Origin of the sequence: Morganella sp. B601, assembly GCF_051172335.1 — a bacterium.
Taxonomy (GTDB): Bacteria; Pseudomonadota; Gammaproteobacteria; order Enterobacterales; family Enterobacteriaceae; genus Morganella; species Morganella morganii.
In genome coordinates, this window is record NZ_JBPIZE010000004.1 from 145,301 (window position 1) to 167,450 (window position 22,150).

The window sequence follows — 22,150 nt, forward strand, 5'->3', positions numbered from 1 at the left end:
CTCCTGTCTGTCAGTTACAAAATGTGATATTTATCACATATGCAGTGACTGTAAGAGAAACAGCGGAGAGAAACTATCAGAAAAGCGCCGGGAATTTTCACCGGAAAGGCGGATACCGACCGGGATCCGGCCGGTCAGGGGATCAGGCAGTAAAGACTTTCAGCATCCGGACTTCACAGTCGCTGTGGCCGGTGTCACCCAGCGGGGCATCAAGGAAGATAAACCCGAGTTTTTCATACAGCTTAATGGCGGCCTGAAGATCTGCGGTGGTTTCCAGGTAGCACTGGCTGTAACCTTCCGCTTCGGCAAATTCCAGCGCCTGAAGGGCGATTTTTTTCGCCAGACCTTTGCCGCGCAGGCGGGAAGAGATATACATTTTCTGTAATTCAGCGGTTTTCCCGTCACCACCGGCAAGGCCGGAAACGCCGCCGCCGCCGAGGATCTCCCCATCCATCTCAATGACCCAGTATGCAGCACGCGGCTGGCTGTAAACCTCGTATAACGAATCAAGAATCGGGTCAGCGACCGCAAAGCCTTTGTCTGCGGTCAGGCCGTGTTCGGCAGAGACTTCACGGATAACCTGTGCGATACCGGGGTTATCTTCCGGACGGATCAGACGGAGGGTGTAGTTTTCTGTTGTGCTGCTTGTCATGGATATCATTATCTCATTATTTTTATTGTGAAAAGTAAAGCCGGGGGAATAAACCTGAGGGGCGATTACTGTGGATATCGTATGAAACGATAAATATGATAATAAATAATTATCACGCAAAGTAAACAGGCGAAATAAGAGATAAAAAAACCAGCCCGGAGGCTGGTTTTATAACTCATAAGGTCAGGATCACAATGCAGCGATCGTCGCTTTCTGAGCAATCAGTTTTTCTTTCGCTTCGCGGTTTGCCGCAAGACGCTCGCGCTCTTTGGCCACAACGGCTTCCGGCGCACGGCTGACAAAGCCGTCATTCGCCAGTTTGCCTTCGATAGCCGCGATCTCTTTCTCCGTTTTTTCCAGCTCTTTATCCAGACGCGCCAGTTCGTCGTCTTTATTGATAAGATCAGCCATCGGGATCAGGATTTCTGCGCCTTCCACCAGCTTGGTCACACAAACCGGTGCGATTTCGCCTTCGGTCATCACACGGACGGATTCCAGACGCGCCATTGCTTTCAGGAAGTTGCTGTTTTCTGCAACACGGCGCTGTGCATCAGCACTTGCCCCGCGCAGCATCACTTCCAGCGGCTTGCTTGGTGCGATATTCATTTCAGCACGAATATTACGTACCGCAACGATTGTCTCTTTGATCCACTCCAGGTCACGCAGTGCCTGTTCGTCGTTCAGAGAGGCATCATATTCCGGGAACGGCTGCAGCATGATGGTATCGCCTTCCGCGCCGGTGACAACTTTCACGCGCTGCCAGATAGTTTCCGTGATAAACGGAATAATCGGGTGTGCGAGACGCAGCAGGGATTCCAGCACGGTGATCAGGGTATGACGCGCCGCACGTTTCTGTGCATCGGTCCCTTTATGAACGGCCGGTTTGGACAGCTCAAGATACCAGTCACAGAATTGGTTCCAGGTGAATTCATACAGAATATTGGATGCAATATCAAAGCGGTAAGTATCCAGCGCTTCGCGGTATGCTTTCACGGTATTGTTGTATTCTGCGAGTATCCAGCGGTCGGCCAGGGAGAATTCCATCTCACCGCCGTTCTGACCGCAGTCTTTCTCTTCGGTATTCATCAGCACGAAACGGCTGGCGTTCCACAGCTTGTTACAGAAGTTGCGGTAGCCGGACAGACGTTTCATATCCCAGTTGATATCGCGGCCGGTAGAGGCCAGCGCCGCCAGGGTAAAGCGCAGGGCATCGGTACCGTGGGCTTCAATCCCTTCCGGGAACTGTTTTTCAGTCCGTTTGGCGATTTTCTCCGCCATCTGCGGCTGCATCATATTACCGGTGCGTTTTTCCAGCAGTTCAGGCAGAGAGATACCGTCGATCATATCCAGCGGGTCAATGACGTTCCCTTTGGATTTCGACATCTTCTGACCTTCCTCATCACGGATCAGGCCCGTCATGTAGATGGTTTTGAACGGGATCTGCGATTTGCCGTTTTCATCTTTGATGAAGTGCATGGTCATCATGATCATGCGGGCGATCCAGAAGAAAATGATGTCGAAGCCGCTGACCAGCACGCTGGTCGGGTGGAATGCTTTCAGTTCCGGGGTATTTTCCGGCCAGCCCAGGGTGGAGAATGTCCACAGACCGGAGGAGAACCAGGTATCCAGCACGTCTTCGTCCTGGCGCAGTTCAACCATTGCCGGGATATTGTTTTCGCGGCGGACTTCGTCTTCGTCGCGGCCGACATACACGTTACCCTGATTGTCATACCAGGCCGGGATACGGTGACCCCACCACAGCTGACGGGAGATACACCAGTCCTGAATATCACGCATCCAGGAGAAGTACATGTTTTCGTACTGCTTCGGCACGAACTGAATATCACCGTCTTCCACCGCTTTGATGGCTTCTTTTGCCAGCGGGGCAGTGCGCACATACCACTGGTCGGTCAGCATCGGTTCGATAACCACGCCGCCGCGATCGCCGTAAGGTACGGTCAGGTCGTGCGGTTTGATCTCTTCCAGCAGGCCGAGCTCTTCGAACTCTTTGACGATCGCTTTACGGGCAGCGAAACGCTCCATGCCACGGTATGCGGCCGGGATTTCACTGCTGCAGGCGTCAGTCACTTCGCCGTTGGTATCAAACACTTCGGCTTCGGTACGGATGTTGCCGTCGAAGTCCATGATGTTAATCATGGTCAGCTGGTGGCGTTTACCGACTTCATAGTCGTTGAAGTCATGTGCCGGGGTGATTTTCACACAACCGGTGCCTTTTTCCATATCCGCGTGTTCATCACCGAGGATCGGAATGCGGCGGTTGACGATCGGCAGAATGATTTCTTTGCCGATCAGATCTTTGTAACGCGGATCTTCCGGGTTAACGGCCACGCCGGTATCACCGAGCATGGTTTCCGGACGCGTGGTGGCGACCACCAGGTAATCTTTACCGTCTGCGGTTTTCGCGCCGTCCGCCAGCGGATAACGGATATGCCACATGAAACCTTTGACATCACGGTTTTCCACTTCCAGGTCAGAAATTGCGGTGTGCAGTTTCGGATCCCAGTTCACCAGACGTTTACCACGGTAAATCAGGTTATCTTTATACAGGCGGACAAACGCCTCTTTTACGGCAGCTGACAGGCCGTCGTCCATGGTGAAGCGCTCGCGCTCCCAGTCCACGGAGTTACCCAGACGGCGCATCTGGTTAGAGATATTACCGCCGGATTCCGCTTTCCATTCCCAGATTTTATCGATAAAGCCTTCACGGCCGTAATCGTGGCGGGTTTTGCCTTCTTCTGCGGCGATTTTGCGCTCAACAACCATCTGTGTCGCGATACCGGCGTGGTCAGTCCCTGACTGCCACAGGGTGTTTTTACCCTGCATGCGCTGGTAGCGGATCATGGTATCCATAATGGTCTGCTGGAAAGCATGGCCCATATGCAGGTTACCGGTGACGTTCGGCGGCGGGATCACGATACAGAAGCTTTCTTTGTCTGTTCTGCCGTTCGGTTTGAAATAGCCGCTTTTTTCCCAGTGGGTATAAAGAGGACCTTCGATTTCCGTTGGATTATAGGTTTTATCCAGGGACGGCTCGCAGGCCTGTTGGTTGTCGGTTGTCTTTTCCATTTTTAATCTTTGTTTATCAGTAAGCTGGCGGCGTGGCCATGGTCATCGTAAAGCCGACGCTGCGATAGATTTTATATCGCTCGCGCGCCAACTGTTTTAAGTGTTCATCGATAGGCACAAAGTCTATCACTTCACGGAAGGTTGTCGCAAAATCTGTGAACTGCGGCAGCAGGGCTATCAGCAAATCACGCGGGGAATTTCCGCGTTTCTGCGGCCAGCACAGTTCAACCGGTGCGCCGTAACGCGGGCCTTCTCCGGCCAGATTATGCGGAACAAAGGCATCGGGCTCCCGCGCCCAGAGGGCTTCGTCCAGTTTCTCCGCCTGCTGTTGTGACTCACAGGCGATAAGCACCCGTTTCCCGCTGCGCCAGGCTTCACCCGCCAGATGACAGGTCAGCCACTCGTGGGCCTCAAGGTCATCAAAAGGGGATGGCTGTTCCATCAGGTAGAAGGTGGCGTTTTTCATAATATCTCTGATAGCAGAAAAGGGGATTGCTCAGGATAGCACAATCCCCCGTTACCTTTATGCTTTTTCCGGGCCGCAAAGGCCCGGTAATTCCGGTCAGTCGTCGGTGCTGATACCCGCACGATTTAACAGGAATTGTGACAGCAGTGCAACCGGACGACCTGTCGCACCTTTGTTTTTTCCGGAGCGCCATGCGGTTCCGGCGATATCCAGATGCGCCCAGTTATAACGGGTGGCAAAACGGGACAGGAAGCAGCCCGCGGTGATAGCGCCGCCGAGACGGCCGCCGGTGTTTGCCAGATCCGCAAAATTGGACTCGATCTGCTCGTAGAACTCTTCTGCCAGCGGCAGACGCCATGCGCGGTCACCCGCCTGTTCAGAGGCATTCAGTAACTCGTGTGCCAGCGGATTGTGGTTTGCCATCAGGCCGCTGAAGTGGTTACCGAGTGCAACCATGCAGGCACCGGTCAGTGTGGCGATGTCGATCACGGTTTCCGGATCAAAACGCTCGGCGTAGGTCAGGGTGTCACACAGTACCAGGCGGCCTTCCGCATCGGTATTGAGCACTTCCACCGTCTGGCCGGACATGGTGGTGAGGATATCCCCGGGACGATAGGCATTGCCGCCCGGCATGTTTTCACAGCCCGCGAGAATCCCGATCACATTGAGCGGCAGACCCAGCTCAGCCACCACGCGCATCACGCCGTAAACGGTTGCCGCGCCGCACATGTCGTATTTCATCTCATCCATGCTGTCAGCCGGTTTGATGGAAATACCGCCGGAGTCAAAGGTCAGGCCTTTGCCGACTAACACGATCGGACGTGCTTCCGGATCCGGATTACCTTTATATTCAATCACCGACATCAGGGATTCATTGCGTGACCCCTGGCCGACGGCCAGATACGCCAGCATGCCCAGCTCTTTCATTTGCTCTTCGCCGATGACACGGGTACTGAGCACCGGAGAGTTGCTGTCTGCCAGCTGACGTGCCTGAGATGCCAGATAAGCGGCATTACAGATGTTCGGCGGCATATTGGCCAGATCTTTCGCAGCTTTGATACCGGCGGCAATCGCCAGACCGTGGCTGATAGCTTTCTCGCCGGTCGGCAGTTCGCGGCGGGTCGGTACATTGAAGACCAGCTTGCGCAGCGGACGGCGTAATTCGGTTTTGTTACTCTTCAGCTGATCAAAGACATAGAGAGATTCTTTGGCTGTTTCAACCGCCTGCCGGACTTTCCAGTAGTTATTGCGGCCTTTGACATGTAACTCGGTCAGAAAACAGACGGCTTCCATTGACCCGGTTTCATTCAGGGTATTGATGGTCGTCCGGATAATCTGTTTGTACTGGCGTTCATCCAGTTCACGTTCTTTCCCGCAGCCGATTAACAGGATACGCTCGGACAGGACATTAGGGACATGGTGCAGAAGCAGAGACTGCCCGACCTTGCCCTCCAGCTCGCCGCGGCGCAGCAGAGCACTGATGTAGCCGTCGCTGATTTTATCGAGCTGCTCCACCACAGGAGACAGACGACGCGGTTCGAAAACCCCGACCACAATACAAGCACTGCGCTGCTTTTCCGGGCTGCCGCTTTTTACACTAAACTCCATGCGCTCTCCTGAATCTTAAAGACAAAGACAACTGCTGCCGCTAAAATGTAGCGTTCGCACTAATCTGCACCATCGATTATAAACAGTTTATGATAAGCTGTGTGCGCACTTTATGAGTCCTGAATCTCATGAAAATTCCGTTTCTTTCCGGAAAGGAAGGAAAAAGCGTAGTCTGATACCGGAATCATCCTCAGGCCGGCAAAATAATGCACACAAATAGTCAACACAGAACGAAGTTAGCTATTTTCATGCAAAAACACAAGTTTTCACAGGCGTATTAAGCGTGATCATTATTAGATATCTGGTAAGAGAAACATTAAAAGCACAGATTGCGATTCTGTTTATCCTGTTGCTTATCTTCTTTTGTCAAAAATTGGTTGAAGTCCTGGGTGCCGCCGTTGAAGGCAGCATCCCGGCCGGACTCGTCGTGTCACTGCTGGGGCTGGGTATCCCGGAGATGGCGCAGCTCATTCTGCCGCTGAGTCTCTTCCTCGGGTTGCTGATGACCTACAGCAAGCTCTATACCGAAAGCGAAATCACCGTGATGCATGCCTGTGGTCTGGGTAATAATGTGCTGGTGAAAGCCGCTATGATCCTGGCGTTCTTTACCGCTGTTGTGGCTGCTGTCAACGTGGTCTGGCTGATGCCGTGGTCATCCCAGTATCAGGAAAAGGTCCTGGAGGAAGTCAGAGCTAACCCTGGTGTGACCGCGATGGTCGGCGGGCAGTTTAAAGTCTCTGATGACGGCAGTATGGTGCTCTATCTCGGGGATGTTGACGGCAATAAGTTCAGTAATGTCTTTATTGCCCAGCTCTGGGCGAGAAACGAACAGCGTCCGTCCATTGTGGTGGCGGACGGCGGTCATATGACCGAAAAAGAGAACGGTAATCAGGTGGTGATACTGGATAAAGGCACCCGTTATGAGGGAACCGCATATCTGCGTGATTTCCGTATCACGGATTTTACCGATTATCAGGCGATTGTTGATCACCGTGATGCAAAAACCGGTGACAGTAACTACCAGCAGATGACGCTGTCTGAACTGTGGAAAGAGACAGATAAAGGTGCCCGCGCGGAATTCCACTGGCGTCTGACTCTGATTTTCTCCGTGGTGGTGATGGCGCTGATGGTAGTACCGCTCTCCGAGGTAAACCCGCGTCAGGGGCGCGTACTGAGTATGCTGCCGGCGATGCTGCTGTATCTGATTTTCTTCCTGCTGCAAAGCTCGCTGCGTTCAAGCGGCGAGAAGGGCAAGCTGGATCCGATGGTCTGGCCGTGGGTGGTTAATCTCAGTTATCTGGCTCTCGCGGTGGTACTGAATCTGTGGAATACCACAGCCGTCCGCCGTCTGCGCTTTGGCTCTGCCCGTGTTCAGGGGGTTGCCTGATGTTTAAAGTACTTGTTCTTGACCGCTACATCGGGCGGACGATTCTGCAATCCATCATGATGACCCTGTTTATGCTGGTGTCATTATCCGGGATTATCAAATTTGTCGATCAGCTGCGCAGAGTCGGCCAGGGGGAATACTCCACCTGGGATGCCGGGCTGTATACCATCATGAGTATCCCGAAGGATATTCAGATTTTCTTCCCGATGGCAGCACTGCTCGGGGCACTGATGGGACTGGGCGCACTGGCGACCCGCAGTGAGCTGGTGGTCATGCAGGCTTCCGGTTACAGCCGCCTCCAGGTGGCGGGTTCGGTGATGAAAACCGCTATCCCTCTGGTGATCCTGACCATGATTGTCGGTGAATGGCTCGCGCCGTCCGGTGAGCAGTGGGCACGTAACTACCGTGCACAGAAAACAAGCGGCGCGTCTCTGCTGGCAACCAACCGTGGTATGTGGGCCAAAGACGGCAGTGATTTTATCTATATCCAGCGCGTTGACAGCGAAACCCAGCTTAAGGGCATCACACTGTACCGGATGAACGACGACCACAAACTGAAATCCATCCTCAGTGCGGCGGCGGCGGATTACAATTCTGATTCCGATACCTGGACACTGAGTCAGGTGCAGGAGTCCATTCTGCAGGATACCTATGTGATTGCCGGTGAGCAGAAACTGTCGATGACCTGGCAGACGCAGATGACTCCGGAAAAACTGAGTGTGGCCGCACTGGACCCGGAAGCATTGTCAATAAGCGGGCTGTATCAGTATGTTGATTACTTACAGCAGAGCGGGCAGGATTCGGGACGTTATCAGCTGAACCTGTGGAAAAAAGTATTCGCACCGCTTTCTGTGGCAGTCATGATGCTGATGGCGCTGTCGTTTATCTTCGGGCCGCTGCGTTCGGTAGCGATGGGCGTGCGGGTTGTGACGGGGATTGCCTGCGGATTCGTGTTCTACGTTTCCAATGAGATTTTCGGCTCTCTCAGCCTGACCTACAAGTTCCCGCCGTTGCTGGGTGCACTGCTGCCGAGCCTGCTGTTCCTGGCGATCAGTTTATATATGCTGATCAAACGTAAGTAAGCAGTTACGGACATCCGAATCCGGAGCCGGTCAGTGTATGCTGACCGGCTCTGTCATTTCAGCAGCCGGTAATCTGTTCCCAGCTGAGATTAAAACGGGCCAGATACTTCCGCAGCCGGTCGGCATCATTGGGTTGTTTCTTCTGCTGACGGGAAACAGCAAACAGTGTGCGCCCGGCATCAGAAAGTGTCTGTGAACGGCGGCAGACGGCAATTACTGTTTCCAGCTGCTGACGATCAAATAAATCAATTTCACTCACCCCGGCAGGCAACGTCACCGCTGTTTCCGCGCTGTGCCACTGATTCTTCAGCCGTCCGGTTTCTTCCTGCACCAGCGCGGTGGTGATCCGCCCGTTCTCTGCAAAGGTTGCCATCCGCGTGACAGAGGCACTCAGTTCACGAAAATTACCGCGCCACAAAGCCTGTGGTGAGCAGGCAAAGGCGAGATAGTGCTGCCTGGCGTCGGTATCAAAGCGGACACGGGTCTGCTGGTCGCGGCTGTATTTTGCCAGCTCATAATCCACGTTCGGCTCAATATCCTCGCGCCGCTGCGCCAGCCCCGGCAGGGCAAAGGTCCACATATTGATGCGGGCGTATAAATCCTCACGAAACAGCCCTTCGCTGACCCGCTGTGCCAGATTGCGGTGTGTGCCGGCGATCAGAGAAAAATCACTCTCTGTTTCATGATCCGAGCCGTAAGGGAAAAAGCGTTTTTCCTCAATGGCTTTCAGCAGCATTGCCTGTTCGTCGGTACCCAGCTCGGCAATCTCATCCAGAAACAGGATCCCGCCGTCCGCCTCTTTCAGCAGTCCGCCGCGCGCCTGAACCGCTCCGGTAAATGCCCCTTTCACATGGCCGAACAGGGCGGACATGGCATTATCACCGCGCAGTGTCGCGCAGTTCACCTCCACAAAACGCCCTTTTACCTGATGGCGGCTGCGGCGCAGTTCATAAATCCGCCGTGCCAGGAATGATTTTCCGGCACCGGTCGGCCCGGTCAGCAGAACAGGTGCGGCGGAGCGCAGAGCAACACGCTCGATTTTATCGATCATGGTATTAAATCCGGCATTACGTGTGGCGATGCCGGATTTCAGAAACGCGACCTGTGCCTGCTGCTCTTTCTGAAAGCGTCCGGTGATCTGTGTATAGCGGCTGAGATCGAGATCAATAATGGTATATACCCCGGCAGGATCTTTATCCCGCGCATCATGGCGCGGGGCAGTCTGGATAAGACGCGCGGGCAGATAGCTGGCTTCGGTCAGCAGGAACCAGCAAATCTGCACCACATGGGTGCCGGTGGTGATATGCACCAGATACTCTTCATTTTCAGTATCAAACGGGTAGTGAGTGGCAAAATCCAGCAATGCGGTATATACCTGCTCAAAATCCCACGGGTCGGCAATATCCACCTCTCGCAGTATCACTTCAGTCTGCGGGGAGGCCTGCTCTATATCCTCTTTTACCCGGCCTGCGGTCTGCATATCACCCGGCTGATAAACCAGCTCGAAGCGGTCAATATGCAGATCCGGCTGCTGACACAGCCCGATACTCGGCCGCCATTTATGCCAGCGGTTGGCTTTCTTGCCGCGCCGGTCGAGTACCGTGCCGAGAACACCAATCACAACGTTTTTCTTTGCGGATGACATGATTTATATTTCCGGATAAAAGACGATATTAAAAGATAAAATCAGCATACGGGATTTCAGGGCAGGATGTTATCTTAAAAATAGATGTAATAAATTATTCACTAAATATCATGGGGATAAATGAATATTTTCTGATTAAACAAAACTGGCACACTTATCGCAATACTACCGGTACCAAACGAAAGGAATGTAAAAATGATAAATCGTGATTTTAATGAACTGATTCAGGAAAACAGCGCGCCGGTAAAGTTGTGGACAAACGGTGTGCCGGTTGATCCGAAGGCAGTGCTGCAATTGCAGAATACAGCAAAAATGCCCTTTATTTTTAAACACCTGGCGGTAATGCCGGATGTGCATGTCGGTAAGGGATCGACTATCGGCAGTGTTATCCCGACCAAAGGCGCGATTATCCCGGCCGCTGTCGGGGTGGATATCGGCTGCGGAATGATTGCGGTGAAAACCTCGCTGACTACGTCTGATCTGCCGGACAGCCTGCAAAATATCCGCTTTGCCATTGAGGCGGCTGTACCACACGGACGAACTACTGAACGCCACGGACGGGATAAGGGAACCTGGAAAAATGTCCCGGATATTGTTGATAACCACTGGATGCAGCTGGACGAGCAGTTCCGCCGTATCTGTGATAAATACCCGAAACTGCGTAACACCAACAACTATAAACATCTGGGAACACTGGGAACCGGGAACCACTTTATTGAACTGTGTCTGGATGAGGCGGACTTTGTCTGGGTGATGCTGCACAGCGGGTCACGCGGGGTAGGTAATGCCATCGGCAACCTGTTTATCTCGCTGGCACAAAAAGATATGCAGACGCACATTGCCAATCTGCCGGATCGCGACCTGGCATATTTCGAAGAAGGAAGCGTGCATTTTAACGATTATATGGAAGCAGTCGGCTGGGCGCAGGATTTTGCCCGTCATAACCGTGAAGTGATGATGCACCGCGTGCTGGAAGCCCTGTCCCGCGAAATTACCAAACCGTTCACCACACAGCAGGAAGCCGTAAACTGCCACCATAACTATGTACAGAAAGAACAGCATTTTGGTGAGGAAGTGCTGGTAACACGAAAAGGGGCTGTATCGGCACAAAAAGGGCAGATGGGGATCATCCCGGGCTCTATGGGGGCGAAAAGCTACATTGTGCGCGGATGCGGAAACGAAGAAAGCTTCTGCTCGTGCAGCCACGGCGCAGGCCGCGTGATGAGCCGTACCGAAGCAAAAAAACGCTTCTCAGTAGCAGACCAGCAGCGCGCCACCGCTCATGTGGAGTGCCGTAAGGATAGCGATGTGATTGATGAGATTCCGATGGCGTACAAAGATATTGATGCGGTGATGACCGCACAGTCATCGCTGGTGGAAATTGTGCATACACTGCGTCAGGTGGTGTGTGTGAAGGGGTAAGGAAACAGCACTGCATATACAGAGCATGCCCGCACCTGATGCGGGCATGTTCTTTTGTATCACAGGTAATTACGGGTATGCAGATCTGCCAGTGAGCGGACCAGGTCATTGACACCATTTGGTAACGGACTGAATTTACTGCCGTCTTTGCGGGTCATCACCACGAACACACCGATATTTTTCTCCGGTATCATCGCCATATAGGTATTAAATCCGCCGCCGCCGCCGGTTTTCTGATAAATCGCCGGAATATCCCCGACCGGTGCCAGATACACCCAGCCGAGACCCAGACCATCGGCCTCACCGGCAACATCCATCCCTTTGATCTCATTCAGGTGCCCACGTTTAAAATAGATGGTCTGCTCTTTGGTGGCTGTCGCTTTGCGCTGTGTATTGCCGGAAGAGAGGAAGCGCTGCATCCACTTCTGCATATCCGCCGGGGTGGAATACACACCGCCGCTGCCGATAGCCGCCAGCGTGCTGTAACAATCACTCGGTTTAAACCCGACCATCAGCCGCTTACACTGCGCGGCAGACGGATTATAGGTCGTATCTTTCATACCCGCCGGTTGTGTCACATAGTGGCGGAACAGCTCGGTATACGGACGATTCCCGGCTTTTTCCAGGGCATCTGCCAGTAAATCATAGGCCAGATTGGAATACGCAGCTTCTGTTCCCGGCTGGGCCGTCAGTTTGGCAGTTTTCAGCCAGGTCCAGCGCTGATCGCGGCTCGGCCAGGTAAATACCGGACGACCCCATTTCCCGCCGGGCTGCTCACGCGGCAGAATACTGGTATGACTTGCCAGGTGGAACAGGCGGATCGGCTTGCCGTTATAGGACGGCACGGAGGACTGTTTATAACTGTATTTCTGCAGCGGATCATTGAGATTCACCAGGCCATCATCCGCCATCTTTACCATCACTTCACTGGTCATCAGCTTACTGACGGACGCAATGCGGATCAGCGAATCCGTCCGTGGCTTAATACCATTTCCGGGACGGGTCTCGCCGTAGCTGCGGTGAAAAACTTCGTTATTATCAATCACCACCATAAACATACCGCGGGCATCGGTTTCGGAGAAAATCTTCTCACCGATCTCATCGACCAGTTGTGGTGCCAGCTTCAGTGCTTCCGGATTGCTTTCAACAATAGACCAGTCAAGCGGCGGACGTTCGGCAGACGCTGTACTGTGTTTCTCCGGCTGCGAAGAACAGGCGGACAGCGCAATAGCCAGCAGCGATAACGGCATCAGGCGCACAATATGACGGTGTAATTTACTCATGATAATTCAACAGCCTTCCATGCAGACACAGGAATATGACACTGTAAGTCAGTTATTTTTTGAAGATACGTAACAGGATACCAATGACGATACCAATAAAAATACCTGTCGCAACCCATCCGGCAAAGCCCATACCCACCTCACATTTATCGGGAACCGGAGAGGATTATATAAGCAATTGTATTGATGTCTATTCATCCGGGGCACAATCGCGGTAAATAAAAAAATATTATTATTCAGTGCGGAAATAAAGCAGAACCCTCCGGGCACCGCACAAATCCCGCATCCTGCTGAAACGCCGTCTTTTTAACCACTCAGCAAACCGCCTCAGTGATAGTTGTTGCACCACAGAGTGCCGCAAGTATAATAACGACGTTTTCCAGAACACACTTCTGTGCCGGAGTGGCGGAATTGGTAGACGCAGTTGATTCAAAATCAACCGCCCACGGGCGTGCCGGTTCGATTCCGGCCTTCGGCACCATAAGTATGTAAATGGACCTCAATTGAGGTCTTTTTTTATGTCTAAAATCCGCGCCACACAAGGCTTTCCACGATTTTCTCCTCAACTGAAGTCAACCTAACTCAACCCACATCAACAAACTTGTGAGTATACTAATGAGTATATTTGCCGATTCGATATTGTTTGTATACTCACGAGATACCAATGGAAGGAGGCCCATTATGGCCCTAACGGATACTAAAGTTCGTTCTGCAAAACCTGAGGAGAAAGAGTATTCACTTGTTGACGGCGACGGCATGTCCTTACTTGTAAAACCTAACGGCTCAAAGTATTGGCGATTTCGTTTCCGTTTTGGCGGTAAACAGCATTTGATGGCGTTCGGCGTTTATCCGGATGTTTCGCTGGCGGATGCCAGGAAGAAAAGGGAAGAAGCCAGAAAGCTGGTAGCTGCTGGTATCGATCCTCGTGAGCATAAACGTGCTGTGAAAGAAGAGCAGACGAAAGAGATTATTACTTTCGAGAAGGTTGCCAGAGAGTGGCTCATTACCAATCAGAAATGGTCGGAAGATCATGCTAATCGCGTAAAAAGGAGCCTTGAGGACAATATCTTCCCGGCAATTGGCACTCGCAATATTACTGAACTGGGTACCCGCGATCTGTTAATTCCCATTAAAGCCGTAGAGACATCTGGACGTCTTGAAGTGGCTTCCCGTCTTCAACAGCGCACCACGGCCATCATGCGTTATGCGGTGCAAAGCGGTCTAATTGATTATAACCCGGCGCAAGAGATGGCGGGGGCGGTTGCTTCCAGCAATCGACAGCATCGTCCGGCTCTGGAATTAAAGCGCATCCCTGAATTACTCCAGAAAATAGACGGCTATACCGGCAGGCCGCTAACCCGCTGGGCAACTGAACTTACCCTGCTTATCTTTATTCGATCCAGTGAGCTACGTTTTGCTCGCTGGTCAGAGCTCGATTTTGAAACGTCAATGTGGACCATTCCGCCTGAGCGAGAGCCTATTCCCGGCGTGAAACATTCTCAGCGAGGATCAAAGATGCGTACACCTTGTAAGTATCCCGCATAATCGTGCCATTCACATTTAGAGATCCTCCGGCATAATCAATCTGCCAACAAAGGAGATCGCTATGCGTAAAGCCCGTTTTACTGAGCATCAGATCATTGCCGTAATTAAATCGGTTGAAGCCGGACGAACTGTTAAAGATGTCTGCCGGGAGGCCGGTATATCTGAAGCCACCTACTACAACTGGAAGTCCAGATACGGCGGCATGGAGGCTTCTGATATTAAAAAGATCAAGGATCTTGAGGACGAGAATCGGCGTCTCAAACAGATGTTTGCCGACCTGAGCCTTGAGAACCGGGCGCTGAAAGACGTTATCGAAAAAAAGCTTTAAAACCAGCCTTTAAGCGTGAGCTGGTCACTCATCTGATAACGACATTTGGACTCAGTATCCGTCAGGCCTGCCGGAGTCTGAACCTGAGCAGAACGGTTTACCATTACCGTCCGGATACCACGCGTGACGAACCCGTTATTGTCGCGTTGCAGGCAGTGGCAGAGCGATACCCACGGTACGGTTTTCCAAAACTTTTCCAGGTTCTGCGGCGGCAGGGATACCCGTGGAATCACAAAAGGATCCATCGTATTTATTGTCTGCTGAAGCTGAATTTTCGCCGTAAAGGCAAACAACGGATGCCAGTGCGTAATCCATCGCCACTGGCAACACCAGAAGCGCTGAACCAGAGCTGGTCTGTCGATTTTATGCATGATGCCCTGGTCTGTGGCCGTCGTTTTCGCACGTTCAATGTCGTTGATGACTTTAACCGTGAGGCGTTGTCGATTGAAATCGATCTGAATCTGCCAGCTCCGCGCGTGGTCCGAGTACTCGACAGGATCGCGGCAAATCGCGGTTATCCGGTCATGCTACGCATGGATAATGGTCCGGAATTTATCTCACTTGCACTGGATGAATGGGCAGAGCAACATGCAGTAAAACTGGAGTTTATTCAGCCGGGTAAGCCGACGCAGAACGCTTTTATTGAGCGCTTTAACCGAACATACCGTACAGAAATACTCGATTTTTATCTGTTCAGAACGCTGAATGAAGTGCGGGAAATCACGGAAAGATGGGTGTCAGAATATAACTGTGAACGCCCTCATGAATCACTGAACAATATGACGCCGGAGGAATATCGGCAACACAATCATTTGGCCGGGATCTCAAAAAATGCATGGAACTAAAACGGGTCTATTTACAACCTCATCTGGTGCCGCTTTCAAAGCAGGCGCTGGCGATCCTGAAGCAGATAAAACAGTTCTGTGGCGAACATGAGCTGATCTTTATTGGCGATCATGATCCGCGTAAGCCAATGAGTGAAAACACCGTAAACAGTGCGCTACGGGTGATGGGATATGACACTAAGATTGAGGTTTGCGGCCACGGCTTCCGTACAATGGCCTGTAGTTCGTTAATTGAGTCAGGACTATGGTCGAAGGATGCGGTTGAAAGGCAGATGAGCCATATGGAACGTAACTCGGTGCGGGCGGCATATATCCATAAAGCGGAACACTTGGATGAGCGCAAGCTGATGTTGCAGTGGTGGGCGGACTTTCTGGATGCGAATCGGGAGAGAGCGATTACGCCGTTTGACTATGCGAAGATCAACCGGGGTAATGGAGAGTGAGTTGAATGCCATATTCGTTTAATTAAAGTTAATCGACACGCCTTAAGGGGGTAGCCGGTTGGTAATTTTTCCCAATGGCATTATCACTAAGAGCAATATGCTCACTGATTTCATCGGCAAGAGCGATCCGCGAGATCTTCCAACAAGTAGATAATCAATAAGATTACTGAGCTTCACGCTCAATTAACTATGGGTGCTAATGTATAAACGGCTGAGTACAAAACGCTGTTGCCACTAGCGTGAATTTCCACAGTAGATTCATACGTATCATCCAACTTAAACTCTAGGGGTACAGGGAAAAGTACCCCTTGTTATTTATTCCTTGTAACACCAAGATTAACCTTGCAGTTGAACATTTGTCACTATTTTATTTTAGTATCATGCTTTGTTCTCTTTAATTTTTTGATAAAATTGGTCGTTGGAACAAGTATTTTTTGAGATGCGGCGATACATCTTATTAATGTACGCACAATAAAGCCAAGTATTTTTAAAAGGATAAATTTAACTCTATGTTTTTCAGTTATGCTACGATTCTCTAAGTTGCCTATTTTTGTCATTACATTGGCAATTTTCCCACCAATAAAAAAAGACATAGCAATAAATCACATCCATCTATAATGAGGGGCATTTTACTTAAGGATAAACGAGCTTGTTTTTTCAATAAACCTTGGCGGTACATTAATAATGATGTAATTACACATTCATTGGCGACAGCGAAACGGTCTGACATGCCTGTTTTAAATTTCCCCTCTTGAATGGCATTACAGTACGCTGGAGGGGGAGTTTGGCACCATCGGGAAGGTGGTGGCAATTGTGTTATTGCTTTTGAAAGAGACTTATTTGGACATAGTTTTTTATTGTAGTTTTGAAATTCCTGTCTGATTTTATCCGGAGATACTTGATTGCTATAGTACTCAGGAATTCTGTAAAAGGTGTCAAGGTTTTCAGGCATTACATATTCAATAACAGATGATTTCGTACTGGCAATATTTTCTAGCGTTTCTTGAATGTACGATGCCCACTGATAAGATGACATTTCGGAAAGCCCGCTATTGTCACACATGCGGCTGTAGTCTTTCACCTGAACAAGAAGATATTTGGCTGCATCATTAATATCTGTAATTGTTTCCTCATATGCTGTTTTACCGACAGCTACCTCTCTGTCTGATACCCAGAAAATACCGTTACCAACTGCTGTTAAGATGAGGGAAATATCTGTCCACTGTCTGAATTTCTCTCCTGTAGCAAAAACATCACTAATGATTATAGCCAATATCCATCCGCACAATAGTCCTATGAAACTCAGACTTGCGAGTCCAGCTGCGTTACCCGTTACACCTGTCCCCCCTATTGCATAGGTCAATGGCAACCACTGAATAACAGGAAGAAGGTGACACAGTGATAGTAGTCCTGGGGTTATAAGAAGCACAAAGGAAATGATGAGCCCATTTTTCTGGCAAGTACCCATGAACTCAAAAAAATAAAGGGTAATAATAAAATAAAGAACCCAAAAATAGAACCGCCTAAGACTACAGCAACTTTATTTGGAGACCAGTAACTGCTTAAAAGAACACCCTCTGTGCTCAATTCTATAAAGTTGGTACTAATCAATCCCATCCCATCCAGAGTTTGCAATAAAGCGTATCCAGCACTGTAGCAAAGCATGATGTAGGGATAAAATAATAGAATCATAATTTACTCTCTATCGAATAGAATATTTATGCCTAATAGGGCTATGAGGATATTCTCTTGTACAGACGTTGCATCAAATTCTCTTAAACTTCTCTCTATGGTCCGTGGGGATAGTCAGTCGAAGAACGTGGTGTTTACTATCTCTTCATCTAAGGAGAAGTAAAGCGATTTTTATTTATTCATCACCAGTCCATATTAGAGGCATCATCAAATATACGTGTCAAATGTTCGACAAAATTGTTCATGTCATCCTCGGATGACATCGCATTAGCATACTTACCGTTAATCGCATAAGAAAGAATTAATGGATTTCCTGACTCAATATAAATTTTAGCGGGTAATAAATCACCACTCCACATATTTTTTACAAATTCCTGTAATAGCTCCATAGCTTCAGGGGCAACAAAATCAACACCGTTCCCAAATTTAAAATGTTCTTTGTTTTGACGATGTGGCATCAAAAGTGGTACAGCACCAACCGGAGAATGAAATTCCAATGTTTGTCCATCTTTTCCAAATGAGCCATGAGAAACAAAATTTCTTATTTTCTGTCTAAGTATGATCAAACGATCATAAAAAACTTTTATTTCGGGAGTGTTAATATCGATAGCTAGTTTAAACTTTGTTTTCCACTCTTCTCCAATTTTATCAGAAACATCAACACCTGTTTTTATTTTTCCATTTAAAATTGCTATTAAAATGAAAACATGTTCCGTCCAATTGAAAAAAGATTCTATAGCAGATATTGCATACCAAATAGCCTCTTTACGAAGATGAGCTATTTTATTATGATTTTCAAAAATATTACTAGTCTGAATGGAAAATGAATTCTTATTATCAAGAGTTAAGGTAGGGGTGTTTTGTACGTGTACCTCTGGTTTGGCTTCTATTCCTATAATTTGTTTGTTAATGTTATCGTAGCAATTAAAAAAATGGCAGAAGCGATCATAAAGCTCATTGCTATTATTATTAACATTCAAGTTAGAAGTTTTGGCTGCTTCATCGGCAATATAATTAAAATATTCCGTGCCTGCTTTAACTCCAGATTGTATACATTTCAAAATAACTTTTGCTTTATCCTCATCGTTTTTATTTTTTATAAAAATGCCTAACCCCATTTTTCTATATTCTACAATGAGAGTTGTGTTTTCTATTTTTACAGGTATTGAAAAGGCCACCTTTTCCTCTGGGCCATTAAAATTAAAGTCAAGCAAGTCTACTAAAAGAAAATATACTAGGTAATAGGGAGGTAGAGAGTCTCCTGCCTCCGAGCGGATTCCCCAGAAGTATTCATCTACTCCTGCTTTTTCCATCGGTTTTATAGCATGCTCAATTCTTTTTTTTATAGTCTTTAGGTCGATCATCATCATTTTTCCATTTTATTTAGAACCAATGACAACTAAATCTGCCATCGTTGTTTTTTTGATAAACAGCGCCGTGCTGCCAAGTAGCTTAAGGCCTTCTTCACTAATTTTACTTACTCTAAGCCCAGGTTGAACAATAACAACTTGGAATTTAAGAGGTGTGATTCTGGAGCGCTCTTTCATAGCAGCAAGGTCTTTTATAGTGCCTTTCAGAAAGCGAGAATGACCACGCGATCGCCACTGTTCCTCGCGACGCTTAATGTGGTGGTATAAATAGGAAAGATTCAAGTGTTTCCAACGAATGCATCTCTGTGCCTGCCCACATACTTCGTAAAGGTCTTTAAGTCTGGCTCCTGCTTCTTCTGAACCTGAATATTTGCAATGGATTAAGGAGAGAACAATACAGTCATCAACTATTCTCAACCCCACTAAATCTGCTGACTCACCTTTCCCATCATCATTAATAATGACATCGTAATTATCTTTAATTTCACAGTACCAACGCCATTGGATGGATGATGGATCACGAGTATAGCCCATTGATTCCACTCGAACATCAGTTCCTTGCCAATCAAAAGCTACAATTTCGTCTTTGTCATAAAGGCCAATATTTTGGCTTACATGGACTATATGAGCGTTGTATGAAAATGAACCATCGGAGTAATGAATCATTACTGGATCAATTTCCATATACTCTGATAGTGATACCGGTTCAGATTCACCACGCTGTACAAAAACTTCAGGGCCAGATATCAACTGATAGGCATAACCTTTTGCTGTAGCACTTCCCGTGAGAGATAATTTATATTCAGATGACGTTTCATCTGTAGAGAAAATGAGTCGTACATTACCATCGTCAAACTTTCCAGCAGTCCTAACCTCTACTAAATATAAATGCGCAGATACAGCATCAAAATGAAAAATAACTTTATCTTCGAACGCAGTAAGCAAATACTCACCCCATTGAGCTGATATTGGATATTCATTATAGGGTTCAAGTAATGGGACTGGACGCAAAAAGTTACGCGTAAGATTGTTTGGATCCGGTTCAGAACTAAAAATCTTGTCCCAGGCTTTCTTAACCCAGTTGCACCAATCAGCAATGCTGCCACCTTTTTGTGGTGACCAGACTTTACCTCTGCGTTGCGAGCATCCCCAGATTACACGGTTTCCGGATTCATAACCTAATGCAGCAATATTGCTTAAGCTTGATTGAGATGCTTCAATTAGTGATAGCCCCTCAGTGACATTTGGGCCAAAGTATTGAGTAAAGCTGATTGCCCCAATTTGGGATGCGCCTAAATTTCTTGCCAAAGGATATTCAATACCATTAAATACATTAAAGACTTTTTCACCACTGACAACTTCAAATTTATCATCACAAATAGTACTGACTAGATTCTCAACTCGGAATGCTTTATAGTCATTTGAGAATACAAACAAGGCGGATCTGTCTTGATCCCAATGAGCAATTAGAATTTTATAATTGGTATCTTTAAGATCTTTGTAGTTTCCCCATCGGACTGAAGTTGCCTGGACAGCTAGCACAACAAGCAAATTCTCATCTTCAGCTATTGCATGCCAGGATTCATCGAATCTAGGCAGTTTCTCCTTGTATCTTTCAGGCTCCCAATTGTCACAGTACGTTTTAAATAACATGACAGAACAACTTGGCTCAATATTCCAGAGAGAAATCTGATCGTGTAAATCACCTTTCCTTTTTAAGGCATCCACGACCTCTTGCAACCTAATCTCCCTGGCAATTCGTCCTTCAGAGAGTCGTCTTAATACGTTATCCCAATCGGCATCTGTTGAATATAGATGCTGTAATTCACCTTCAACATTAGGGTCTGCAACATTCATGACTACACTGGCTTGACCGATTTTCTGTGCTTTATTGACACGAGTAAAACGGCCAATGAACTGCAAAGTTACTGCAAGAGACTTATGATGATCATGTAAAGCTGCAATTTTCAGGTTGGGTAGATCATAACCTTCTCCCAACATGTCTACGCAAATAACGATTCTTGATTGTCTTGATAATAATTTATTAAGACGTTTTTTTATTTCCGTTTTAGGATAATCAGAATGAACAACGATTGGATTAAAATTCGGTACAATATTCTGATAAATAGTAAATATTTGTTCTGCTCGCTGCTTATTGCTGGTACGGGCCATAATCAAATGATCAAGGCCATTATTTAAGTCTATGCGCAGTTGACCAACGGCTGTATCTGCGATTGCGTGATCCATAAGGTCAGAGTAATACTCTTCTACAGGCAGCAAATTTACATTTGTAAAATAGCCAGCTCGTTGGGCTTCCCCCATCGTGTAGTTATAGATAATTTTTCCACCAAGGGACTTCTTATCATTCCTAAAGGGGGTAGCTGTAAACTGCACAACACGTTTGTCTTTAAATCGTTCACGAATTGTCTGCCATGATGAGGCTGAGATATGATGAGCCTCATCAACAAAAAGATGGCTACACGACTCGCAAAGTGTATTTAATGCTGCTTCGGAGCAGGCAGACAAAACGCTGGTCGTAGCAACCAAGACGTTTGATTCTAAAGCTAATTGCTTAGCCTCTTCCGCTACCTGAATTCCCTTCTTAATAATAGCTACATTAGGGAGTGCAATGTTAGGCGGAACGACTGTTAGCTCTGGTAAATATCCTAAATCTATGAACTTTTTGGATATTTGTGTTCGGAGGGAGTCAGATGGGACTATGAGCAAAATTCGCTCGCATCGCTGGTATATCATGGTAGCCAGCATTGTTTCCGTTTTTCCCGTTCCAGTGGGCAGTACGACGGTAGCTGGTTCTACCTGCAAATCAGTAGCGAAATAGCCTGCGATTGCATGAAGTGCACCCAGTTGGGGTTTTCTAAGACCTGGATAATGGCGCTCTGGATCGTCTTCTCTAAACTGAAATTGATGATGCCATTGTTCATTAATTTCATCAGGTGAAGTGCTAAATACCTGCTCTGGAAATTGCTCCCAGATTAATTCAGTATCTTCTCGCCATTTTTCGAATGTAAATGGTTCCTTAGCTTTAAGAGAAGCTACACCATCTGAGCATTTCCCTCTGGAATTTGGATCTTTCAAATAGATATAGTCTAGAGGAGGCTTTAGACCCGTAACAAGTTCAAAATATCCTGGGAAACTTGCATTTCTGACTTGAGCCGATACTGTTGTTGAGCGGCAAAGTAACTTATGAACTAAATTCCGACCCACTTTTCTTGCAGGTGCAGCTTTCGCGGGAAAGGTAAATTTAATTGTTAACAGGTCAAATAAGTCCATATGT

At 48.2% G+C, this 22,150-nt stretch carries 13 protein-coding genes, 1 tRNA gene and 2 pseudogenes; 7 read left to right on the forward strand and 9 right to left on the reverse strand.

From position 1 onward, the window contains the following. Window positions 1-142: 142 nt before the first annotated feature. The 4 genes from ACSBQN_RS12285 to pepA all read right to left on the reverse strand — a co-directional run bounded on the left by ACSBQN_RS12285 (window position 143) and on the right by pepA (window position 5,813). Window positions 143-652 (reverse strand): GNAT family N-acetyltransferase, encoded by a 510-nt coding sequence (locus tag ACSBQN_RS12285; protein WP_024474283.1) that lies wholly within the window; start codon window positions 650-652, stop codon window positions 143-145. A 189-nt stretch (window positions 653-841) separates the two neighbouring features. Next, window positions 842-3,697 (reverse strand): valine--tRNA ligase, encoded by a 2,856-nt coding sequence (locus tag ACSBQN_RS12290; RefSeq protein WP_152696702.1) that lies wholly within the window; start codon window positions 3,695-3,697, stop codon window positions 842-844. A 58-nt stretch (window positions 3,698-3,755) separates the two neighbouring features. Further along, entirely contained in the window at window positions 3,756-4,205 is a 450-nt protein-coding gene (locus tag ACSBQN_RS12295) for a DNA polymerase III subunit chi (RefSeq protein ID WP_004234612.1), read from the reverse strand. 96 nt (window positions 4,206-4,301) lie between these two features. Next, window positions 4,302-5,813 (reverse strand): leucyl aminopeptidase, encoded by a 1,512-nt coding sequence (gene pepA / locus ACSBQN_RS12300; RefSeq protein ID WP_004234614.1) that lies wholly within the window; start codon window positions 5,811-5,813, stop codon window positions 4,302-4,304. Window positions 5,814-6,096: 283 nt separating this feature from the next. On the opposite strand from pepA, the gene lptF reads away from it, so the two are divergent. Together lptF and lptG are read left to right on the forward strand one after the other, a co-directional pair. Continuing rightward, on the forward strand, window positions 6,097-7,200 hold the full coding sequence (gene lptF, locus ACSBQN_RS12305) for an LPS export ABC transporter permease LptF (protein ID WP_024474285.1): 1,104 nt from the start codon (window positions 6,097-6,099) through the stop codon (window positions 7,198-7,200). After that, window positions 7,200-8,282 carry an LPS export ABC transporter permease LptG gene (gene lptG / locus ACSBQN_RS12310; protein WP_004241419.1) on the forward strand — a complete coding sequence of 361 codons (1,083 nt, stop codon included), beginning with the start codon at window positions 7,200-7,202 and terminating at the stop codon, window positions 8,280-8,282. The genes lptF and lptG overlap by 1 nt, the downstream gene beginning before the upstream one ends. A gap of 58 nt (window positions 8,283-8,340) precedes the next feature. Here the strand turns inward: lptG and rtcR are convergent, their stop codons facing one another. Then, entirely contained in the window at window positions 8,341-9,927 is a 1,587-nt protein-coding gene (gene rtcR / locus ACSBQN_RS12315) for an RNA repair transcriptional activator RtcR (RefSeq protein WP_354633101.1), read from the reverse strand. A 195-nt stretch (window positions 9,928-10,122) separates the two neighbouring features. Here rtcR and ACSBQN_RS12320 point away from each other — a divergent pair, with 195 nt between their 5' ends. Further along, on the forward strand, window positions 10,123-11,349 hold the full coding sequence (locus tag ACSBQN_RS12320) for an RtcB family protein (protein WP_024474287.1): 1,227 nt from the start codon (window positions 10,123-10,125) through the stop codon (window positions 11,347-11,349). 59 nt (window positions 11,350-11,408) lie between these two features. Here ACSBQN_RS12320 and ampH read toward each other — a convergent pair whose 3' ends face one another. After that, window positions 11,409-12,632, reverse strand: a complete 1,224-nt coding sequence (gene ampH, locus ACSBQN_RS12325; protein WP_024474288.1) for a D-alanyl-D-alanine-carboxypeptidase/endopeptidase AmpH — start codon at window positions 12,630-12,632, stop codon at window positions 11,409-11,411. Window positions 12,633-13,028: 396 nt separating this feature from the next. Here ampH and ACSBQN_RS12330 point away from each other — a divergent pair. From ACSBQN_RS12330 to ACSBQN_RS12345, 4 genes and pseudogenes are all read left to right on the forward strand, one after another. Then, a tRNA-Leu gene (locus tag ACSBQN_RS12330) sits at window positions 13,029-13,113 on the forward strand. 200 nt (window positions 13,114-13,313) lie between these two features. Continuing rightward, window positions 13,314-14,171, forward strand: a pseudogene (locus tag ACSBQN_RS12335) (tyrosine-type recombinase/integrase); the annotation flags it as partial. 67 nt (window positions 14,172-14,238) lie between these two features. Beyond that, a protein-coding gene (locus tag ACSBQN_RS12340) for an IS3 family transposase (RefSeq protein WP_214232466.1) occupies window positions 14,239-15,350 on the forward strand; the annotation gives its coding sequence in 2 pieces (ribosomal slippage) (window positions 14,239-14,500 and window positions 14,500-15,350; 1,113 coding nt in all). A gap of 17 nt (window positions 15,351-15,367) precedes the next feature. After that, window positions 15,368-15,793: pseudogene (locus tag ACSBQN_RS12345) on the forward strand (tyrosine-type recombinase/integrase); the annotation flags it as partial. A 556-nt stretch (window positions 15,794-16,349) separates the two neighbouring features. Here ACSBQN_RS12345 and ACSBQN_RS12350 read toward each other — a convergent pair. The 3 genes from ACSBQN_RS12350 to ACSBQN_RS12360 form a co-directional block, all read right to left on the reverse strand. Then, window positions 16,350-17,066 (reverse strand): hypothetical protein, encoded by a 717-nt coding sequence (locus tag ACSBQN_RS12350; RefSeq protein ID WP_289648766.1) that lies wholly within the window; start codon window positions 17,064-17,066, stop codon window positions 16,350-16,352. Between the two features lie 601 nt (window positions 17,067-17,667). Next, the gene (locus ACSBQN_RS12355) at window positions 17,668-18,855 is read right to left on the reverse strand and encodes a hypothetical protein (RefSeq protein ID WP_289648767.1); all 1,188 of its coding nucleotides are present in this window, start codon (window positions 18,853-18,855) and stop codon (window positions 17,668-17,670) included. A gap of 9 nt (window positions 18,856-18,864) precedes the next feature. Further along, entirely contained in the window at window positions 18,865-22,146 is a 3,282-nt protein-coding gene (locus ACSBQN_RS12360; protein ID WP_024474293.1) for a DEAD/DEAH box helicase, read from the reverse strand. Between the last annotated feature and the right edge of the window lie 4 nt (window positions 22,147-22,150).